Annotated in this window: 13 protein-coding genes; 6 read left to right on the top strand and 7 right to left on the bottom strand. The window is 60.4% G+C overall.

Translation table 11 applies throughout. The features are described 5' to 3' along the window. Positions 1-147 precede the first annotated feature (147 nt). The 4 genes from dctP to KUV72_RS08470 all read left to right on the top strand — a co-directional run bounded on the left by dctP (position 148) and on the right by KUV72_RS08470 (position 4141). Positions 148-1182 carry a TRAP transporter substrate-binding protein DctP gene (dctP, locus tag KUV72_RS08485; protein ID WP_222162158.1) on the top strand — a complete coding sequence of 345 codons (1035 nt, stop codon included), beginning with the start codon at positions 148-150 and terminating at the stop codon, positions 1180-1182. 312 nt (positions 1183-1494) lie between these two features. Then, a complete protein-coding gene (locus KUV72_RS08480) occupies positions 1495-2022 on the top strand; it encodes a TRAP transporter small permease (RefSeq protein ID WP_206942379.1) in 528 nt (175 codons plus the stop codon). After that, a complete protein-coding gene (locus KUV72_RS08475; protein WP_206942377.1) occupies positions 2019-3296 on the top strand; it encodes a TRAP transporter large permease in 1278 nt (425 codons plus the stop codon). The genes KUV72_RS08480 and KUV72_RS08475 overlap by 4 nt, the downstream gene beginning before the upstream one ends. 116 nt (positions 3297-3412) lie before the next feature. Next, positions 3413-4141 (top strand): M15 family metallopeptidase, encoded by a 729-nt coding sequence (locus tag KUV72_RS08470; RefSeq protein WP_222162498.1) that lies wholly within the window; start codon positions 3413-3415, stop codon positions 4139-4141. Positions 4142-4262: 121 nt separating this feature from the next. Here KUV72_RS08470 and KUV72_RS08465 read toward each other — a convergent pair whose 3' ends face one another. The 5 genes from KUV72_RS08465 to KUV72_RS08445 all read right to left on the bottom strand — a co-directional run bounded on the left by KUV72_RS08465 (position 4263) and on the right by KUV72_RS08445 (position 10827). Then, the gene (locus KUV72_RS08465) at positions 4263-4787 is read right to left on the bottom strand and encodes an RES family NAD+ phosphorylase (RefSeq protein WP_222238004.1); all 525 of its coding nucleotides are present in this window, start codon (positions 4785-4787) and stop codon (positions 4263-4265) included. After that, positions 4784-5143 carry an XRE family transcriptional regulator gene (locus tag KUV72_RS08460; RefSeq protein ID WP_222238003.1) on the bottom strand — a complete coding sequence of 120 codons (360 nt, stop codon included), beginning with the start codon at positions 5141-5143 and terminating at the stop codon, positions 4784-4786. The genes KUV72_RS08465 and KUV72_RS08460 overlap by 4 nt, the downstream gene beginning before the upstream one ends. Positions 5144-5267: 124 nt before the next feature. Further along, the gene (locus KUV72_RS08455) at positions 5268-6521 is read right to left on the bottom strand and encodes a hypothetical protein (RefSeq protein WP_222238002.1); all 1254 of its coding nucleotides are present in this window, start codon (positions 6519-6521) and stop codon (positions 5268-5270) included. Then, positions 6518-7144 carry a condensin complex protein MksE gene (locus KUV72_RS08450; protein ID WP_222238001.1) on the bottom strand — a complete coding sequence of 209 codons (627 nt, stop codon included), beginning with the start codon at positions 7142-7144 and terminating at the stop codon, positions 6518-6520. The genes KUV72_RS08455 and KUV72_RS08450 overlap by 4 nt, the downstream gene beginning before the upstream one ends. Next, positions 7141-10827, bottom strand: coding sequence for an ATP-binding protein (locus KUV72_RS08445; RefSeq protein WP_222238000.1), 3687 nt, complete (start codon positions 10825-10827; stop codon positions 7141-7143). Before KUV72_RS08445 ends, KUV72_RS08450 begins: the two co-directional genes overlap by 4 nt. A gap of 143 nt (positions 10828-10970) precedes the next feature. On the opposite strand from KUV72_RS08445, the gene KUV72_RS08440 reads away from it, so the two are divergent. After that, a complete protein-coding gene (locus KUV72_RS08440) occupies positions 10971-11603 on the top strand; it encodes a hypothetical protein (RefSeq protein WP_261317404.1) in 633 nt (210 codons plus the stop codon). Between the two features lie 477 nt (positions 11604-12080). Continuing rightward, complete coding sequence (locus KUV72_RS08435) at positions 12081-13031, top strand: formylglycine-generating enzyme family protein (protein WP_222237999.1); 951 nt, start codon at positions 12081-12083, stop codon at positions 13029-13031. 126 nt (positions 13032-13157) lie between these two features. Here KUV72_RS08435 and KUV72_RS08430 read toward each other — a convergent pair whose 3' ends face one another. Both KUV72_RS08430 and KUV72_RS08425 read right to left on the bottom strand, forming a co-directional pair. Then, positions 13158-15395: a hypothetical protein gene (locus tag KUV72_RS08430; RefSeq protein ID WP_222237998.1), complete on the bottom strand. Its 2238-nt coding sequence runs from the start codon at positions 15393-15395 to the stop codon at positions 13158-13160. 1 nt (position 15396) lies between these two features. After that, positions 15397-18246, bottom strand: coding sequence for a type VI secretion system Vgr family protein (locus KUV72_RS08425; protein ID WP_222237997.1), 2850 nt, complete (start codon positions 18244-18246; stop codon positions 15397-15399). Positions 18247-18526: the final 280 nt, after the last annotated feature.

The following is an 18526-nucleotide window of genomic DNA, read 5'->3' as shown; positions in this document are numbered from 1 at the left end:
CGTCCGACGTGCTGCCAAACGCCAGACCATGCTGGCGTTGCCAAAAGATCAACGCCTTGGGGTTTGATTAGTCAACGCGACAACGCCTAGTCTCGTTATCGATAGACAGCGTTGCCGCACAATAACACCACAACACCGGAGTCCCTCATGAGCCTGTTTCGTCCACTGCCCCTGCTTGCTGCCCTGACCACCGCCACGACAATGGGGTTGACCGCCGCCTCAGCGCTGGCCGCAACCACCGTCAACCTGAGCTATAACGGCGCTCCCGACCCGGACAAGAACGCGGTGCACGTGTTCGCCACCAACTTGAAGGAACTGGTCGAGGAAAAAACCGGAGGCGAGCTTGAGCTCAAGCTGTACCCCAACAGCATGCTGGGTGAAGAGCAGGAGCGCATGGAGCAGACCATGGCGTCGCCGAGCCTGAACATTGCGTCCTTCGCCGGCATGTCGCCCATCGTCCCCGAAGTGTTCGTCAGCGCGATCCCCTTCCTGTTCCAGGATTTCGATGACGCTCGCCAGTTCTTCGACGAAGGCAGCTACTGGAAAGCGGTTCAGGAAGACCTGGAGGGCCGCGCCGGACTGGAACTGCTGGCGGTGGTCGAGGAAGGCGGCTTCCTGGCCTTCACCAACGACAAGACGCCAATCGCCGAACCGGCGGACTTCGAAGGGCTGCGCTTCCGCGCCATGGACCCCAGCCAGGTCGCACTTTATGAGGCCTTCGGCGCGTCCGGCACGCCCATTCCCTGGACCGAAGTCTACATGGCGCTGAAAACCGGCGTCGCTGACGGCCAGATGAACCCGCCGATGTATATCATCCTCGGCAGCCTCTATGAGGTTCAGGACTACCTGACGCTAGCCAACATCCAGTACTCCGACCAGTTCCTGGTGGGCAACACCAGCATGATCAATGGCTGGGACGAGGCGACCCAGACTGCCTTCCGTGAGGCGGTCGCCGAAGCCAACCAGCTTGCTCGCGAACAGAACCAGGCCAAGGTCGATGAGCGCATTGCCTACCTGGAAGAGCAAGGCATGGAGGTCATTCGTCCTAACCCAGAGCAGCTGGAAGCCTTCCGCCAGCAGGGCCAGCCGGCTTATCTTGAGTGGCTGAAGGACCAGAACATCGAACAGCGCTATATCGACATGGCGCTCGACGACGCCGGACTTCAACTCAGCGCCCAGTAGACCTGAGACCTGAGCACTTAGTACTGAACACCGGGCAGCGTCGACGACCGTCTGGCTGCCCGGTACACAGTGCACTGACCCAGACTCTCTTAACACGTGTTCTGAACAAGTGCTCTGAATAGGTGCTCTGAACAAGCGCTCTGATATTAGCGGCTCAACGTTAAGCGCTCTGATATCGGTATGGCGACATGAGTGCTCTGACGTGAGTGCGCAGGCCTGAGCGCAAGACGAAGAATGCTCCAGCACGTACAACGGCCTCCGCTCCAGGAGGCCGGTTCATCCTGTTTCACCAACCTGTGGGAGAGCCTCCCCATGTCCTGGTCCCTTGCCCAAAGCCGGCCCGTCATGGCGCTGCGGCGACTATCGCTATGGAGCGCGAGTGCACTGCTGCTCATTGATCTGCTGGCCATGCTGTATGGTGTGGCCGCGCGTTATCTAGCCGGCGGGGCCCCCATCTGGACCGATGAGCTGGCCCGCTACCTGATCATCGGCGCGGTCATGCTGGCCCTTGGCAGCGTCTGGATCGAAGGCGGTCATATGCGGGTCGCGCTGATCGAGCGGCTGATTCCACGCACGCTGGGGCGCATCCTCTCGGTCTACCAGTGGCTATTGACCCTGGCACTTGCCGCAGGCGGAGCCTGGTTCAGCTTTCACTACGCGCAATCAGTGGCGATGTTCCAGAGCCAAGGCCTGGGCATTAGTCGGGCCGTGCCGGTCATGTCCGTGCCGCTCGGCTTTGCGCTGCTGACGCTGATGGCGCTGTGCCATGGCCCATTCCCGCTACCGACCCAGGACGGCGACGCCGACGCCGCTCAGCACGACCGGGGGGCCACATCATGACGCTTGCCATGCTGGCGGTCTTTGTCGTCCATGTGCTGCTGGGCCTGCCTCTGTTCATCTCGCTGCTGGCCACCGCCGTGGTCGGTTTCGCCTTCGTCGACCTGTCGATGATTCCCCGCATGATGCCCCAGCAGTTCTTTGGCGGCATCGATGCCTTCTCATTGATGGCCATCCCACTGTTCATCCTCGCCGGCAACCTGATGAACGCCTCGAAGCTGACCGACCGGCTGATGGCGCTGGCGCGTCTGTTGGTCGGCCATCTGCGCGGCGGCATGGGCCACGTCAATGTGGTGTCCAGCGTGTTCTTTGCGGGGGTCAATGGATCGGCGGTCGCCGATACCTCGGCACTGGGCTCTCTGCTGGTCCCTGCGATGCGCAAGGAAGGCTATTCGACGGCCTTCGCCGCAGGCCTGACGGCGGGCAGCTCGCTGATCGGGCCGATCATCCCGCCCAGCATCTTCATGATCCTCTATGCCTCGCTGACCAACACCTCAGTGGGCGATCTGTTCCTTGCCGGCGTGATTCCCGGGCTGTTGCTGGGTGCCGCCTTCATGGCCATGAATGCTGTCTACGCGCGTCGCAAGGGGCTGCCCAAGGGTGATGGCTGGCCCGGTGCGCGCCAGCTGGGGGTGGCTGCCCTTGGCGCCCTGCCTGCCCTGATGGCCCCCTTCCTGATTGTCGCCGGCATCGTCATGGGATTGGTCACACCCACGGAATCAGGAGCGCTGACCGTGGCCTACGTGGCCCTCTATGGGGTGCTGGCTGGCAACCTGAATCTATTGGCGCTGTGGCGTGCGTTTGTCGACACGACCCGCCTTACCGCCGCCATCTTCGTCATCATGGCCGCCTCCAGCACGGTCAGCTGGCTGCTGTCCTACGCCCAGGTGCCCTACCAGTTCGTCGAGCTGTTGACCCCCTACGTCGATAGTCCGGTGATCATTCTGCTGTTGCTCAGCCTGATCACCTTCATCACCGGCATGTTCATGGAAGAGGTCTCGGCGCTGATGCTGCTGACACCGATCTTTGCGCCAGTGGCCATGATGGCAGGCATCGACCCGGTCCACCTGGGTATCATCATCACCCTCAACATCACCATCGCGCTGATCACGCCGCCGATGGGCGCCTGCGTATTCGTCGCCGCTGCCGTCAGCCGGCTGGAGATCACCGCGCTGTTTCGTACCATCTGGCCCTTCGTGGTCATCGCCCTGCTGGTCCTGGTGGCACTGATCCTGGTGCCCTCCCTGACCCTATGGCTTCCGACCGCTCTGGGATGAGAACCTCCATGACCTCCAACGAAGGCTGCAACGAGACCTGCAACGAGAGCTGCAACAACGGCATCAATAACAGCGGTGACGACCGTCATCCCTGTGCACATCCCGAGACCCCAGCCATGGCGATTCCTCTATCCGCTGAGCCTTCCTGGGCCCAACTGCGCCAGATTCCTATTCAGGGGCTGGATGAGCCCCTGGTGCCCATGAGCCTGGCCCCATCACCGGTCAAGGTATTTCCCGCCTACGCCCGCCTGGGAATTCCTGGCGCCATCAACGAGTGCTATCTGCGTGAAGGCGTCTATCGCCGCGTGCTGGCGGCGGCGCGCTCGCTGCCTGACGGCGTAGGCCTGATCGTGCTGGACGGCTGGCGTCCGTGGCGAGTTCAGCAGTACCTGTTCGACACCTTGATGGAAGCCATTCGCGGCAACCATCCAGACATTGATGAGGCTGAGCTGCTAAACCGTACCCGTGAGTTTGTGGCCGAACCCAGCACCCGTGCCGATGCGCCGAGCCCGCACCTGAGCGGCGGCGCCGTCGACGTGACCCTGTGCGATGCCGATGGCCTGCCGCTGCCCATGGGCACCTTGTTCGACGAAGCGTTGCCGGCCTCCCACACCGCCTTTCTGGAACACAAGGCCACGCTGACCGATGACGAGCGCGCGGCGCGGGACAACCGTCGCCTGCTGTACCACGCCATGACCGCTCAGGGATTCACCAACCTGCCGAGCGAATGGTGGCACTTCGACTTCGGCGACCAGCTGTGGGCCCACTACGGCGGCCACGACCAGGCGCTGTACGGACCCGCCGAACTGGACACCATCGAGAATCGCTGGCGGCGGCAGTTGTAGCGAAAAGCGGTAAGGGAAAGGGAAAGGGAGAATGGGCAGGAGAAAGGAAAACGTTGAGGGGCAACACGGGATAACTGGCTGCGCTGGACATCTCGAACTGTGGCGCTGACGATGCGCTACTTCAGCGGCTCAGCCGCCCCTCATCATCGATCACCCTGACCTTGGTCGGGCGAGAGCGAGACCATTTCCAGAACACCAGGTTGACGTCACGGGCACCGGCCCCCGTCGCCTGCGACGGTACTCGTATGCCGACAATGCCTTGGCGAATCAGCTCGTCGGCAATCTCCCAGGTGAGCACGCTTTGACGTGCGAGCCTCTTCGCCAGCCAGGCCTCGTGCATCCAGCTGTCCACGTCGGGATGGACGAGGGCACAGACATCCCGATCACATAGGTCAAGCAGCGGACCACAGTCGACCTCATAGGTACACAGCGTCAGCGGCTGTGTCTTGAAGGGCATTCCCTGTTGCGCTTCCAGCCAGGCGGTCTCGAACCGCGCTGAGGTGTAGAGTGCGGGCTGGCCAACGCGGTTCCAGCGCCCGCCATTCAGCGCCGCCCCATCTCCGGATTCAGGTGCGTGCTGCCAGAGAGGGTTGTGCCCTCGATACACCAGCCCGTTGAAGTGAAAGCCGTGACTCCGCAGGCTCACGCATAGCCCCCCTCGGCGATATGCGATAGATACGCGCGAACATCATCGGCTCGACCTCGCCTGACCAGTTCTTCCGCCGTCATATCGCCCAGGGCCGCAATCGGGTAGCTGCGAAACCACGACCAGGCTGCGCTGATTGAGCCAGCCCAGGGCTCGATGCGTTTGAGTATTTCATAGGCCTGGCGCAACCGCTGTTGCGTCGAGACGGCATGCAGCCGCTCCTTGCGAACGATGGCGCTCTGGCTGAGGCCGATGGCGCGAGCAAATTCGCTTTTCGTTATATGAAGCGCCTTGGGCAAGGCATCGGCGCTGATATAGCCCTCGGCATTCACCGCTTCACGAATCTCAAAGGACATATCTGACACCCATTACGACATAGATATATGTCAATTTAGGTGACAAACAGGGAAGCGTCAAAACCCGCCTGCGTTCTCCCCGGCCACCCGCATTGAGCTCGCGTCTCGCCAACGCCATCGCCCGCTACACCGCCAACACCAGACTGACGTCGTGAATCAGCTGGACGTCATTGAAGGGACCTGCCGGGCTTTCCTCGGGGATCAACCGAAACGCGCGCTGCTCTTCCCGCGGCAGCCCCTGGTACTCGGCGATGACCTGAAACAGCCAGATTTCCTGATCCCATTCGAGCTCGCTATCGGCCAGGTACTCAAGGGCACTGACATCTCCCGGCCTCCCGTCTGGCGCGGCACTGCGGTCCACCACGTCCAGGTAGAAGCGCTCTACATCCTGCTTCAGCGCCTGCTGGCGGGCCTCCACCAGGCTTGGTTCCTCCACCTGGGCGGGGCCAGCGGCCTCGACGATCTCGGGGCGGTGAACCGCAACCGGCAAGGCGTGCAGCAGGCTGGCGATCGTGTCGCTGTCGTGATGGTGGTCCAGGGCCACCGAACCCGCTGCCTGCAAGGGGCTTGCCCGATTGAACAGCTCTGGCACCTCGCTTCTGCGAGTGTAGTTTCCGGGAAGAAACCCCGGATGCTCGCGCAGGAAGGCGGCCATACCGGCCACCAGTCGGCTCTGCTGCTGCTGCTGGCGAAAGCGCGCCATCAGCTCGATCAGCCGCCCCTGCACCTCACGCAGGTTGGTGTAGTGCAGACTCAGCTGCTGTTGCAGCTGGCTGATCAGCAGCTTGCGCAACGACCCATCACTGCCCACCAGTTCGATCAGCTCTTCGAAGTCGATCAATGCCATGCCGTCGAGCAGACGCACGATCTGCTTCTGGGCACGGTCGTTCTCGCGGATCTTGTCGTTGAGGCGGCTGACAAAGCCAAAATCGCTGTTGAGGCGCTGCCACAGACTGTCGATGGCGTCGGCGAAGCGGCCGTTGAGGTCGTCCACCTCCTGGCGCAAGCGCAGCATCAGGGGCCCCTGCTGGTAGTGCTCACCGCGATTGACCGCTTCACGATAGCTCTGTACCAGGTTGCGAATCTGCTCAAGGGTCTCACCGACGTCGGCGTTGACGTGGCGGCGGGTCTCATCGGCCAGCATCTCGGCGATCAGCTCGCGCACCTTGGGGGTCAGCTTGACCGCTCCGTGTTCGTCTGGGCGCCACAGGATGCGCGCCGCCAGCAGCTTGCGCAGGGCGCCGTCAGTCAGCGGCTCCAGCGGCACCTCGTCACGGGAGTAGCCCTGCATCAGGACGTCGGCGTAGCGTCCCAGCAAGGAGAGACGCTCGGTGCCGGTGGCCATCAACCGGCTTTCGAGCGTGTGTTCCTCGCTCATAGCAGGGACTCCTGACGGGCCGGTGCCTCATCATCCACCGGCAGGCTTTCTTCGTCGCGAATGAAGCGTACCAGCTCGACCAGATAATCGATCTTGCCGGTGACCAGATAGACCTGACGATCAGCGTGGGGCTGCAGCAGGTAGCCGTGTTCCTTGAGTCGCTTGAACACCTGCTTCATCTGGGCGTCGAGCTGCTCGCTCTGGGAACCGAAAAAAGGATCGGTGGCAAGGCGCTCCAGGCGTTCGCGCAGGCTCTGGTTGTCCTCGCAGCGAGCGCTGAACTCCGCCGGCTTGAGCACATCGCCAGGCGCCGCCAGGGCATCCTGGCCCAGCGCTTCCTGTACCAGTTGCAGCCACTCCAGCAGCGGCAGCAGGCTGTTGACGGTATCGCCCAGCTGGCGCGACAGCTGCTCACGGGCGTCTTCGCCCAGCTGCCGCCAGGCCAGGAAGTGGACGCTGCGGTCCTCATTGCTGGCCAGACGGCGGTTGAGCGGACGCAGGTAGGTGTCGATCTGCTCGCGAACGTCGTCGTCTTCAAGTTTGCGAAAGGCGCTCTCGTCGCTGATCGCGCAGATGAATTCGCCGGCCAAAAGGCGCTCCAGCAGGGGGCCGTGTTCGATCATAGGGTGAGCTCCTCTTCACTGCGCTGCTTGAGTCGCTGGGCCAGCTTGCTGAGCCGGGGTTCGATGCGCTTGAGTCGACGGCGGCGAGGATCACTGGCGTCACGGTCGATCAGGTAGCGGTTGTGGAACAGCAGCAGCACATCGGACTCCGGGTTGGGGAAGGCGCCGACGATGTGAATGTGATTGCTGTCACAGGCCTCGAACAGTTTTTCGACGTTGTGATAGGCCAGGGTACCGATCTCGTCGATGGGCCAGTGCACGCTGATCTCGGCCTGGCCGCGCAGCAGGCGGGTGAAGGCCAGCAGGAACTTGCACAGGATCAGGTAGGCCATGCCGTGGCTCGACGACTCGAGCAGCTGGCGGTCGTTCTTGATCACCAGGTCGGTGCCGCCTTCATTAAGGTGCAGCTCCAGGCGCAGCAGACTCTCGAAGCTGTACTGCTGGTCGCTGCGCAGCAGGTCGACCACATCGGCCAGGGCATTGAGGTAGTCGTCTCCGGGCAGGCCACCGGCGTCCTGCCAGTCACGATAGTCCTGGGCGAAGCGCTTGAGCGGCTCCCAGAAACCCAGCTCGTCGATGGTGGACTGGATCTTGACCTCGGCCTTGGTGATGCCTTCCAGGCGCAGGTCGTCGGCCACCTCCTCGGATAGCCGCCGGCTCTGTGCGCTGATGCGTCGGTTGAGGTCACGAAAGACGGTGAAGAACTTGTCGAGGTCCGCCCCCAGGTTGCGCCCCTGCTGCACCAGCTGCTGTTGCTGGTCTTCGAGCAGGGTAAGCATCCCGCGCAGCAGCGGCAACAGCTGCCGAGGACCGACGTCGGCGCTACCCTGGAGCTCATCGCGGAGCTTGTCGCGCTCGGCGCTCAGGGTATCGATAAAGCCAGCGCTGGCGCCCTTGATCAGCTCCCCCTCGACCTGCTCGCACCCCTTGCGCAGGGCATCCATTTCGGTGGCACGCTCGCTTAGCGCTCGGTGGGCTCGCTCGATACGCTCGTGCACATCCCCGGGTGCCTGACTCTGGGGCGCCGGGGCTGGGTCCAGCGGCAGCTGCTCGACCTGCACCAGCAGCGGCTTGAGGGCGTCGATGATGCCGCTCTCGGTGCTGCGCCGGGTGGACAACTCCGCCAGCGCCTGCTGGTGGGCGCTGCGGGCAGACTGGAACTCGGCCTTGCGCTGCTCGCGCTCGCGCTCGGCGGTCTCCTTGTCACGAATCAGACGGGTTTCCTTCTCCACCAGCTGCGGCTTGCGCTGCCCCCAGTCCAGGCGCATGAAGCGGCGATAGTCCTCCAGCTGCTCCTGACGGCCGGCGGTGTCGCGGATGCGCTGATCCAAGGCGGCAAGCCGCGCCTTGGTATCCCTGAGTGAGTCCAGGTCCACGCCCTGCTCCTGCAGCTCACGATCGAAGGCGGCCTCGAGCTCCTGGCGCTGGCGCTGGTGCTCCTGCTTCTGATCGCTCAGGTACTGTTTGTGCTGGCGGATCTGGTCGTCGATGCCATCCAGGCGGCTCTGGGCATCGGCCTTCACCTCCAGTAGCTGCGCCTGATGGGTCTTGGCCAGAGTGTCGAGGGCATCACCTTTTTCCTGCTTGAGGTCATCATGACTCGCCTGCTGAGCGGCCAGTGACTCCTCCAGCGCCTGACGCCGAGTCTTCTGCTGGCGCCCATGGCGCTCCTGCAGCTGGCTGCGCGCATCCCGGGCGTAATCCACCTCCGACTCGGCGCGCTTGACCTCCATACGCGCTCGCCGCACGGCATCCTCGGCAGACTGTACCCGCTCGTTGCAGGCCTTCATCTGACGCTCGGCGGCCTGTTCGGCGTTCTCGGCGCGCACCAGCGCGGCCTCGGCCTGCTCGATGGCGACGACCAGGCTCGCCTCATCCTGCGCGTACTCCGGCACATCCACCGCGGCCAGGTCGAGCCCGACGCCGAACAGCTCATCGTGGTCGTGTTCGCCGACCTTGGGTGACAGGTCGCGACGCTCCAGCAGCTCAGGCGCGATCACCTTGCCCAGACGTTGTTCCCAGCCCGGTCGGTGGTAGCGCAGGAAGTGGCGCAGCGTGCCTTGCGCGGGATCACGCTGCTGGTGCAACGCGTGGCAGTGTGCCTCGGCCTTGGCCAGCTGGTGACGGGCGTCGTTGAGCTCCTGCTCCGCCTGGTCTCGACTGCGCTTGAGCGTGTCGTACTCTTCGCGCAAGGCACTCAGGGTTTCCCCGCTGGCGTCACGATCGCTCTGGGCCTGGTCGAGGCGCGCCTGGGCGAGCTCCGCTTCCTGCATCTCTTCTGCTGTGGCGGCACTGGCCGACAGCTGCGCCTTCAGTTCGGCTACCCGCTGAAGCCCTGCGTCGAGGCGTTCACGGTAGCTGTCATCGAGCTCCTGGCGCTGGGACTGGTAGCGTTGCTCCAGCTCGCTTTGCTGCTGCCACTGCTGATTGCGCAGCTCTTCCCTGGTCTCGCCCAACTCGTCGATGCGGGCCTGGGCCTCCTCCTGCTGGCGGGCCAGCTCATCGGCCAGCTCACGCAGCCGGCCCTCAAGCCGTGACTGGTGCTCCTGAAAGGCGGACTGCATCACCGCCAGGTGCTCGCGCAATTGCTGACTCTGGTCGCGCCACTGGGGCAGCGACTGGACGTCTCGCTCAAGTGCCGGCATGTCGGCTTCTTCGAAGGCCTCGAAGGTATCCTGCAGATCCGATAGCTCCCGCTGAGTCTGCTCGAGCTCGCTGGTCATCTCGCTAAGGCGGTCATTCAAGGCGTCGCGCAGGTGGCCATATTCCGCTTCACGCTCCTGAAACTCCTGCTTGCGGCGAGCGATCTCCGCCTCGGTGTCGGCCAAGGTGCGCTCGGCGCGGTGGCGGTCAGCCTCGAGCTGGGGCTTCAACTGCCACAAGATGGTCTCGCGCTCGGCTACCTCATGGTCCAGCTCATCCAGCTGCGCCAACGCCCGCTCCAGCGGCTCCAGGCGTTTGGACTGACGCATCTGAGCGATCCACTCCCGCGCCTTGGTGCTGCGGATGCGCGTCACCGGCAGTTCGACGCCGTCCTCCTCGAAAATCGCCGCCAGCATGGTCTTGAGGGTGTCCATCTTGCCCTCTTTGGCATGCACCGCACTGATCAACTTCTCCATATGGCGGATACGACGCTCAGGCTTGACCAGGCTGAACTGGGCGGCCATCTGGCGCAGTCGCAGACTGTCCTTGCGGTTGCCCTGCTGATGGGTGAAGTCGTTCTGGATGACGGCGCGGTACTCCGAGGTGGCCGTCAACTTGGCGGACATCGGCACGTTATCTCGCCTCAACTGGCTGGCCCAATCGCTGTAGCCGAGTGCTGTCACGCCACCGTTGGCTTCCACCAGATAATGACCGGGCTGATACGGCGCGCCGATAAAGCGGTACTCGATGCCGCCATCGGACTTGCGCGTCAGCACCGCCTGACAGACATTGCCGGCCTCGCGACGATACTCGTAGATCAGGTAGCTGTTGCCGTGGGGTAGATAGAAGGCGTCGAACTTCTTGCGGGTCTTGGGTACCACCTTATTGGGCAGCTCACCGTAGAACACCGGCACCAGACGCTGGAGCGTGGTCTTGCCCGAGGCATTGGTGCCACAGATATTGGTGTGACCATCGACATCCAGTTCGACCACCCCTTCCAGGTGGCCGTGGATCATCACGATGCGCAGCAGGTGAGCCATGGAGTTTCCTTGTTCGCTTGTCCGTCAGGGGGAGTATTCTGCCAGAGACCGCCCGCCCTGACAGTTCGACCAGAGTTGCCCCGGAGCAAGCTTTCGCCTAAAAGAAGTACCCCCACTATCGTCTGCCCACTACCGGAGCCCCCATGAACTTCGCCACCCTCGGCCCTGAAGACAGCAACCACGCCTTGATCCTGGCCCGCTATCTTGAGCTCCGGCGTCAGGATCTTGGCGGTAAAGACAGCCCACTCTCGCCGACCGTCCAGCTGGTAAACGACTTCCCCCAGGCCTTTCAGGACCTGGTGGACGGGCATCACGACTATGTGTTGCAGGTCAGCGCCCATTTCAGTCACGCCGACTGCGTCGGACGCTTCATGCACCGCGCCTTTCCCGTGGATAGCTTCATTGCCCCAAGCCGGCCCTTGGCACTGGTCGCGCGCAAGGACGTCGCCAACCCTACAAGCGTCCTGCGTCAACCGGCGACCCGTCACTACACCGACCTAACGGGACTGGAGCAACGCGACGCCCCCACCATCGTCGCCGCCCTGGAAGGCCTGCTCGACGGCCAAGCCGACGCCGCCATCGTCGCCGAACAGGCCCTGGCCCTCTACCCAGATCAACTGCGACTGTTGCGCCCTCTGGGACCAGCGCTGGACACCTGGATTCTGTACGCCAACCGACCGCTCATGGATGAGGTGCAGCAAGAGCCGGCATTGGGAAACAGTGGCGCCCTACGGGAGCATTTCAGAACGACGTTTGCGCGAAAAAAACCGGCATGATGCATCAACCTCGATAACGTATGCGGTGTGGCAGGTACTTGCCGCCGCTTTCCCGATGGAAGCGCTGACGTCATCAGCCGAGCGGTACCAGGCGCCCGCAGCGCAGCACTCGGAGCTTATGCGGTATCGGTGAGGAGTTCGAGCAGCGCGTAACGCAGCAAGTCGGCGGCGCAGGCATTTATGCAGTGTTTCCCTATGGTGGAGAGTCACACAGGGGGAAGGGCCCACTTCATCACTATCATCCTCCGAACTCCCAAGCCCCGTCGTTGAGTTAAAACTCCTTCAGGCCACCGATACGTGTCGACGCTTAGTCCCCACTTATCCCTACCTGGACAGCCATGACGCCCCCCTAGGAGATAGGGGAACCCACAGATCGGAATAATTTGTGGGAAATCACTCACAAGGCACTGTCCGGTCGAATGGTAAGCTTGCTTTGCGAGCACCCTTGTCGCACGAATATCGTGATGGAGCGAAACCATGGAAAGGTTTTATCGACTCAGCGTACCCATTATTGCCTGCCTCGTGATGACCGGGTGTGACAGCAGTGCTTCGCAGGAAGGAATCGGAGGCCACAGGGACGCCGGCTCACCGGTTAACCAAGAGGCCGTTGCGGCGCTCATCCAGAAAACCATGGATAACATGGTCTTTGTTGAAGGCGGCAGCTTCCAGATGGGAGATTTTGGGCCGCTTATGCCCAATTCTGGCGGAAGAACCTATACAGCGGATAGCGACAATAAACCCGTGCACGAAGTGACGCTGGACAGCTTCTCCATTTCCGCCGTCCAGGTATCCTACGCTGACTACGACATCTATACCGAGGCGATGGGGTTGCCAAGGATCAACACCGCCGGTTACGAATTTCAATATCGCGCCTCAAACATCCCTGCCGGAGTCGACTGGTATCAGGCACGAAACTACTGCGAATGGCTGGGCGATCAGACCGGGCTTCCCTTCTCACTTCCCACCGAGGCGCAGTGGGAATACGCCGCACGTTCACGTGGGCAGTTTCAGCTATATGGCACCTTCGATGGAAAGTATATGAACCCAGGCGTCAACTATCCGACTCGCGACGAAATCAAGTCCAGTACTCCATCGGGAAGCATGGGACCACATACCATTGGCCTTTATCCACCCAACTCAATCGGTCTCTACCAGATGGGGTTAAATGGATTCGAGTGGGTAAAGGACTGGTACGATGAGAACTTTTATAAAACATCACCTAGGAATAACCCGGTCGGTCCAAATGAGGGAGAGTATAAGGTTTTAAGAGGAGCCGGTTTCTCAGAGATGTATAGAGCGAAACTGATCGTCAACCGTCGGCATTCGCTACCAGACCTAGCGTTGGACGAACCCATATTAAGTCTCACTCACAGCCCCGCGCACCTCTACACATTTCGGTGCTCACTAGCTCACGATGATCAATCGTGATTTATATAATTTTCCGCCGAAACTCAATACTAAACTGGCTTGCTATCCGATAAATTTACAGACAATTCGTGCTAAACCAAAACCGGGACGAACCGAAGGCAAAGTACATCAGCTTATCCCCCCACTTCACTCTTCACTTAACACGTCAATTTCAAGTATACACTGTGTTTCATTTTCGCATGGTGTATTAAAATAGCGTGACACATCCTCCTGCAGCCTATATTTCAAGTCATCGTTTCTTACTATTTCAGTACCCACAGATGACGCATCTCTTATCAAGCTCGCTCGGAGGTAGACAAACGCACGCTCGAAATGACTCGATAGCGGAGGAGGCAGCTCTCTTTCGCCTCTTGCCAAAAAGCAAGAAACCATTTCCTCACCTGTTCTACTATCAATGATTTCTCCAACCTTAGGAGTGATACGCCTCATGACATTTCTCATCTCACTCTTGGACTGAACCAAGTGAAGAACGTGCATAATCGCGGTCTTCCTTTCGTTCATAAAACCAAACAGACTGGGGTTTTCCCACCAGCCCTCAACATCCCTATTCAAGGGATGGTAAACATCGAAGATATTAGTTTGCATCAGCCAGTAGATAATCAGCCCTTTTGTATCCGGAGTCGCATATCTAAGTAAGTCAGGATTTTCATTGATTCGCTCGGCCAAATCGCTTCTCTTATAAGCGTTTTCTGCATTGCTCGATAGTTCAGAAAACACCTCACTGGCAAGTTTTTCTACAACATCTGCTGTATCAGCCAAATAATCAGAAATATCTCCTCCTTCAGCGACCATTATTGCGATAACATTTGATAACACGTAAAATGCATCTTCATTAATGAAAAACAGCCTTGAATAATCAATGTTCTTCAGTTGATAAGCCACCCATTTAGCAAATTCGTAGATCAGGCCAGCATCCACCTCGAAATCGATTTTACCTTTAAGTCCAATCCCACAGCACACCCCAGCCTGAGCAGATATTCGAAACTTTCCATTATCATAGTAAACAGAGAAATTGGCAGCGGCACCGATCCCCAACATTCCCACAGCACTTGGTGCACTTTTTGCAAAAGGTTTAAACTTATTGCCTTCTTCGGGGTTCTTCCATTCAAGCTGCACCCCGAAGGTTGCGATCGCTTGGCCTCCGGCAAAGGCTGCCATTCCCCCGGCGATTTCACTATTATCCAGCTGGGGTGCACCTGACTGACGCACCACCGACCGCTGCTCGCCGGGTAGTCCTCGTTGGGCAAGCTGTCCTTGCACACCACGAGTCTGCAACAGACCATCACGCATATCGATATTCAAACTCAACTCGGCGGCTACGCTGGCTCCAACCCCTCCACTACAGGTGATAAACGCATGCGACCGTATCATCCCCAGATCAATGATCCCGGCTTCATTGGGAAGCTCACAGGCCAGCATCAGGCCACCAGCGGGAGTATAAAAATCCAATGATGCCTTGGCTTCCGCCAGGACCAATTCTGCTTTTGCGTCAGCCTTGAGGGAGGCTTTTCCTTGAAAGGGGTTGAACTCTCCGCTCATACCACTTGCACCTGATGTCCAGCGCATCAACTGAGCTTCAGCAGATAGCTCAACACGCGAGCTATCCTTATCGTGTTCCTCACCCTCAAGCAATTCGTACTTCGCAGACAGGTTTTCGTTGATCGCCTCAGACCACTTAAACAGATCAACTGTCTCTTTTTCCTTCTTCAGCCAATCTTCAAACCACGGAAAATCTGCTTTCACCTTAGCTTCACCACTGACATTCACCATCTGGCGCACTAGCTTGTCAGTATCGACACGTCCGTTGGTGAGCACCGTCTGGCTAGCATTACCGCTACCACCGCTTAACGGTATCTCTTCAGATATCGCTCTGATGATATGAGACCTGGCGTACACCAGTCTGAAGTGTTCAGTTCTTGAAGCTCTTCGTTGAATAGGGATTAGCTCCATCACCTTGTTCGTTTCGCTACTCAACTCCGTCAGCGGCTCAATCACATCCTTCAGCGCACGATTTTTCTCGTCCACCTTGCGTTGCGCTGTCAGGACCTGTTGCCTCAAGGACTCTCTGTCCATAACAAACTGTTGATCACGGATGTCCGACATCATCAACGCAATATAGTTACTAGTGGCAGCGGATAGCTCATCTAGTGCATGTTGATGCTCCTCCACCACGGTTTCCATTAACCGGCACTCCTCAATAAAGTGCGCAGCTCCCTCGGGTGACACGCTCACCAACTTATCTCGCCCCACCGCATAGAACAGCAGCGGCGAGCCTCCAATCGCAACATCACGTCCTTGCGGCATCAGGCGGGTTTGGGCATTACCATCTTCCGTATCAGCGGGTAGTGTCGAAGCCTCTGTCATGTCACACGCCTCCCTGCGCATCAAAAATGTCATCCAGGTCATCAAGCCGGTCTAGAACCGTGATGCTCAGGCGCTCTGGTTGACGGGTAACTACCTTCTGCGTCCGCCCCTCTTCGTCACTACGACCCTCGATAGCCCTGCCCTCTGCAGTCACGATCCGGTACTTTGCGAAACGCAGGGGCAAATTCGTCTTCTTGTCACGCAGAACGAAAAACTCGGAAAATATTCCTTGAGGCTCGGGCAATGGAGCCAGCAACTGCTGCAAGCTTGTCGGCCCCGCAAAGCTATGCTGCGCGCCCTTCAGGTCCACCAGTCCCGGCCCGTGGATCTGAATATCCCCATCCTTGAGGCGGATATAGCCTCCGCCGCTGGTCAGCAGGATTTCCTCTTCGGCAGCGATGTGTACGCTGTCCTCGGTGGAGGTGATGGTCAGCTGCTTCTCGGCGGTCAGGGCCATCTCATCTGACTGGGCCTGGATATCGACCTTGCCTTGGGCGGCGAACAGCTTGATGCCGGCGCGCTGCACGAACAGCGAGAGCGCCTCGGATATCGCACCCAGCAGGCTCCTGCCCGTGGCCAGGTTGATGTCCTCACCGCTGGTGACGCTGAGCGACTTACCCTGGACAAAATGGGTGGACTGCGGGGTGCTCGCGGCGATGCCCGCAGGAGACGCCAGGTGCAACCAGGACTGCTTCAAACTCCCGGCCTGGCCGCGCCCGCCAAGACTTGCCGTGCGTGCGCTTCCGCCGTCGAACGCGTTGGCCTGGGTGGCCTCACCCGCCACGCCCTGGGTGTCGTCGGCGGCTTGCTTCAGGTTGGCGCGGGCGGCCAAGGCGTCGGCGCTGTGCTCCACCGCACTCTGACTGAGGCTATCGGCCAGTTGCCAGGCGCTGGCGAGCTCTTGATACGCCGGGGCCAGGGCCAGCTGTTCACCGTTCGCGCCCAGTTGCCCCCAGGTCGTCAGCAGCAGTCCCTGATGGGCGCGTACAGCGCCAAAGGCGTCGCTTCTCAGCTCGAAGCCGGTACCGCGAAAGTCGCCGCGGGTGTTGCCCTGCTGGTGGATCAGGTAGCCCAGGTTCAGCTGAGTCTTGGCGTGCTCGGAATTAAGACGAACCCGCTCCTGGTCGGTGGCGTCATCGAATACCAGCTCGTTGTACGTGTTACCCCGGTAGGTCTTGGACTTGAAGCCGGATAGCAGACCGTTGGAATGCCACTCGGGCTGTTCATCACCGTTATAGACGCGCCCGGTGATCAGCGGGCGGTCCGGGTCTCCTTCGAGGAAGTTGACGATCACTTCCTGGCCGATACGCGGGACAAAGACACCGCCCCAACCGGCGCTGGCGTTGGCCTCGCTGACTCGCAGCCAGCAGCTCGACTGGGAATCCCGCTGCCCCAGCCGATCCCAATGGAACTGCACTTTCACCCGGTTGAGCCGGTCGGTGTGGATTTCCTCACCCTCGGGTCCCACCACGATGGCGGTGTGGGGTCCCCCCATGACAGGTCGAGGATGATCCAGCGCCGAGCGGTAGGGCTGGGTCAGGCGCTGGGCCTCCAGGTCCATCAGGTAGTGGCCGGTACCGGCACGCTGGTAGTCGTCACGATGAAGACTGTCGTCCTCAAGTCCGTGGGCCCGGCGGGCATCCAGCAGTTCCTGTTGCAGGCTGCCGGGCAAGGTGTGGAGGTGGGCCGAGACCGGCAGGGCATTCTCGGCGAACAGGCTGAGACCCAACACCAGGAATTCGCGTTCGGTAGTCTCGCCGCGGTCATGTTGAGCGTGCTGGGTCAGTTCGAAGAAGCGACCGACCTGAAGCTGGCGGGCGCCGCCACTGCCAAAGAAGCGCTTGGCGCGAGATTCCAAAGCCGCGAGCCGATGCTCGGTCAGCCGCTCGCCGTGATAGTGGTCATGGTAGTAGTACTCGCCGGGGGCGTCGTAAACCTCCTCGTCCGAGAGGTTACCCTGCTTGTCGCGGGACAGCAGGTCAGTGCGCTTGACCAGGCGAGGCTGCTTGTAGTCGTAGGTGGCAAGGCTGACCCTTGTCGCCTGCTGCTGGCGACGTCCGCCCCATTGGGTAAGCGCGTCTTCGGTCTCGGTGGCGGCCTGGCGATGAAAGCGAATCTGGCGCGGCGCGACCGCCTGGCAGGTGGCCACATCGTCGGTGATCACCAGACGGTGAAGAGCGGTCTCAGCGCTTGGGCTACCGGCGCTCTGGCTGTTGTTGAGGCTGCTGTTGTGGCTATCGTTGTGGCCAATGTGCTGGCCATCGCCCTGAGAATGCTCGAAGTAGTAGAACAGGCCTTCCTGTTCCATCAGGCGGTTGACGAAATGGTAGTCGCTCTCGCGGTATTGCACGCAGTAGCTGCGCGCCAGGTAGTCGCGACGTACGTCGATGCGCCAGCCGCCCCGGGCGATATCATGGCCAGAAAAGACGTCTTCGATGATCTCAAGGACGCTCTTGTCCTGAAAGATGCGGCTGTCGCGTCCCAGGTTCAGCATCGCAAGCCAAGGCACCAGGGTCAGCTGGTAGTAGAAGACGCCGCCATCCTCGCCCAATAGCGCCGCGGTCTCGACCAGACCGGACAGCGACCGGTAGCGCCCATCGGCCTGACGAATCGCGATGGTGGCGGGCTGGGCCATCAAGGACTTGAGCTCGATATCGCCTCGCTGGGCGATCACATCGAGGCGATAGCAGAACGGGCGTGACATCTGCTCCTGCCCGACCAGACGGTGGGGGATCAGGGCTGGGCCCGCTGACGTGGCACCGTGCAGTTCAAGCTGGAGCAGCCGCTCGTTCTGTGACAGCGGAATATCGAAAGAGGCGCGTAGCGCCTTCCACCAGGAGGGATCGCTCATAAATGCCAGCCTTGCTGGCATCGGCACAGCGTTCGATGGCAGGCCATCGACAAGGGATCAATATCCAATCTAGCGCACGTAATGGGCATGAAAGATCCTCTCCTGGCAACATCCATGTAGTCACAGGAGAATCCTACCCAAGCCCTCGACGTGAGCCATCACATCGCAATGACTTTCCGAGAAAGCGACAATTTTTTATTAGAAGAACCTACAAACTTAACAATAAAACGCACGGAATAGCCGCTCATGAAAAGCAGCTATTTATCCTTTTTTGCGCTCC

Origin of the sequence: Halomonas sp. DP4Y7-1 (genome assembly GCF_019800705.1) — a bacterium.
GTDB lineage: Bacteria > Pseudomonadota > Gammaproteobacteria > Pseudomonadales > Halomonadaceae > Halomonas > Halomonas litopenaei_A.
This window is presented reverse-complemented; position numbering and strand designations above follow the sequence as displayed.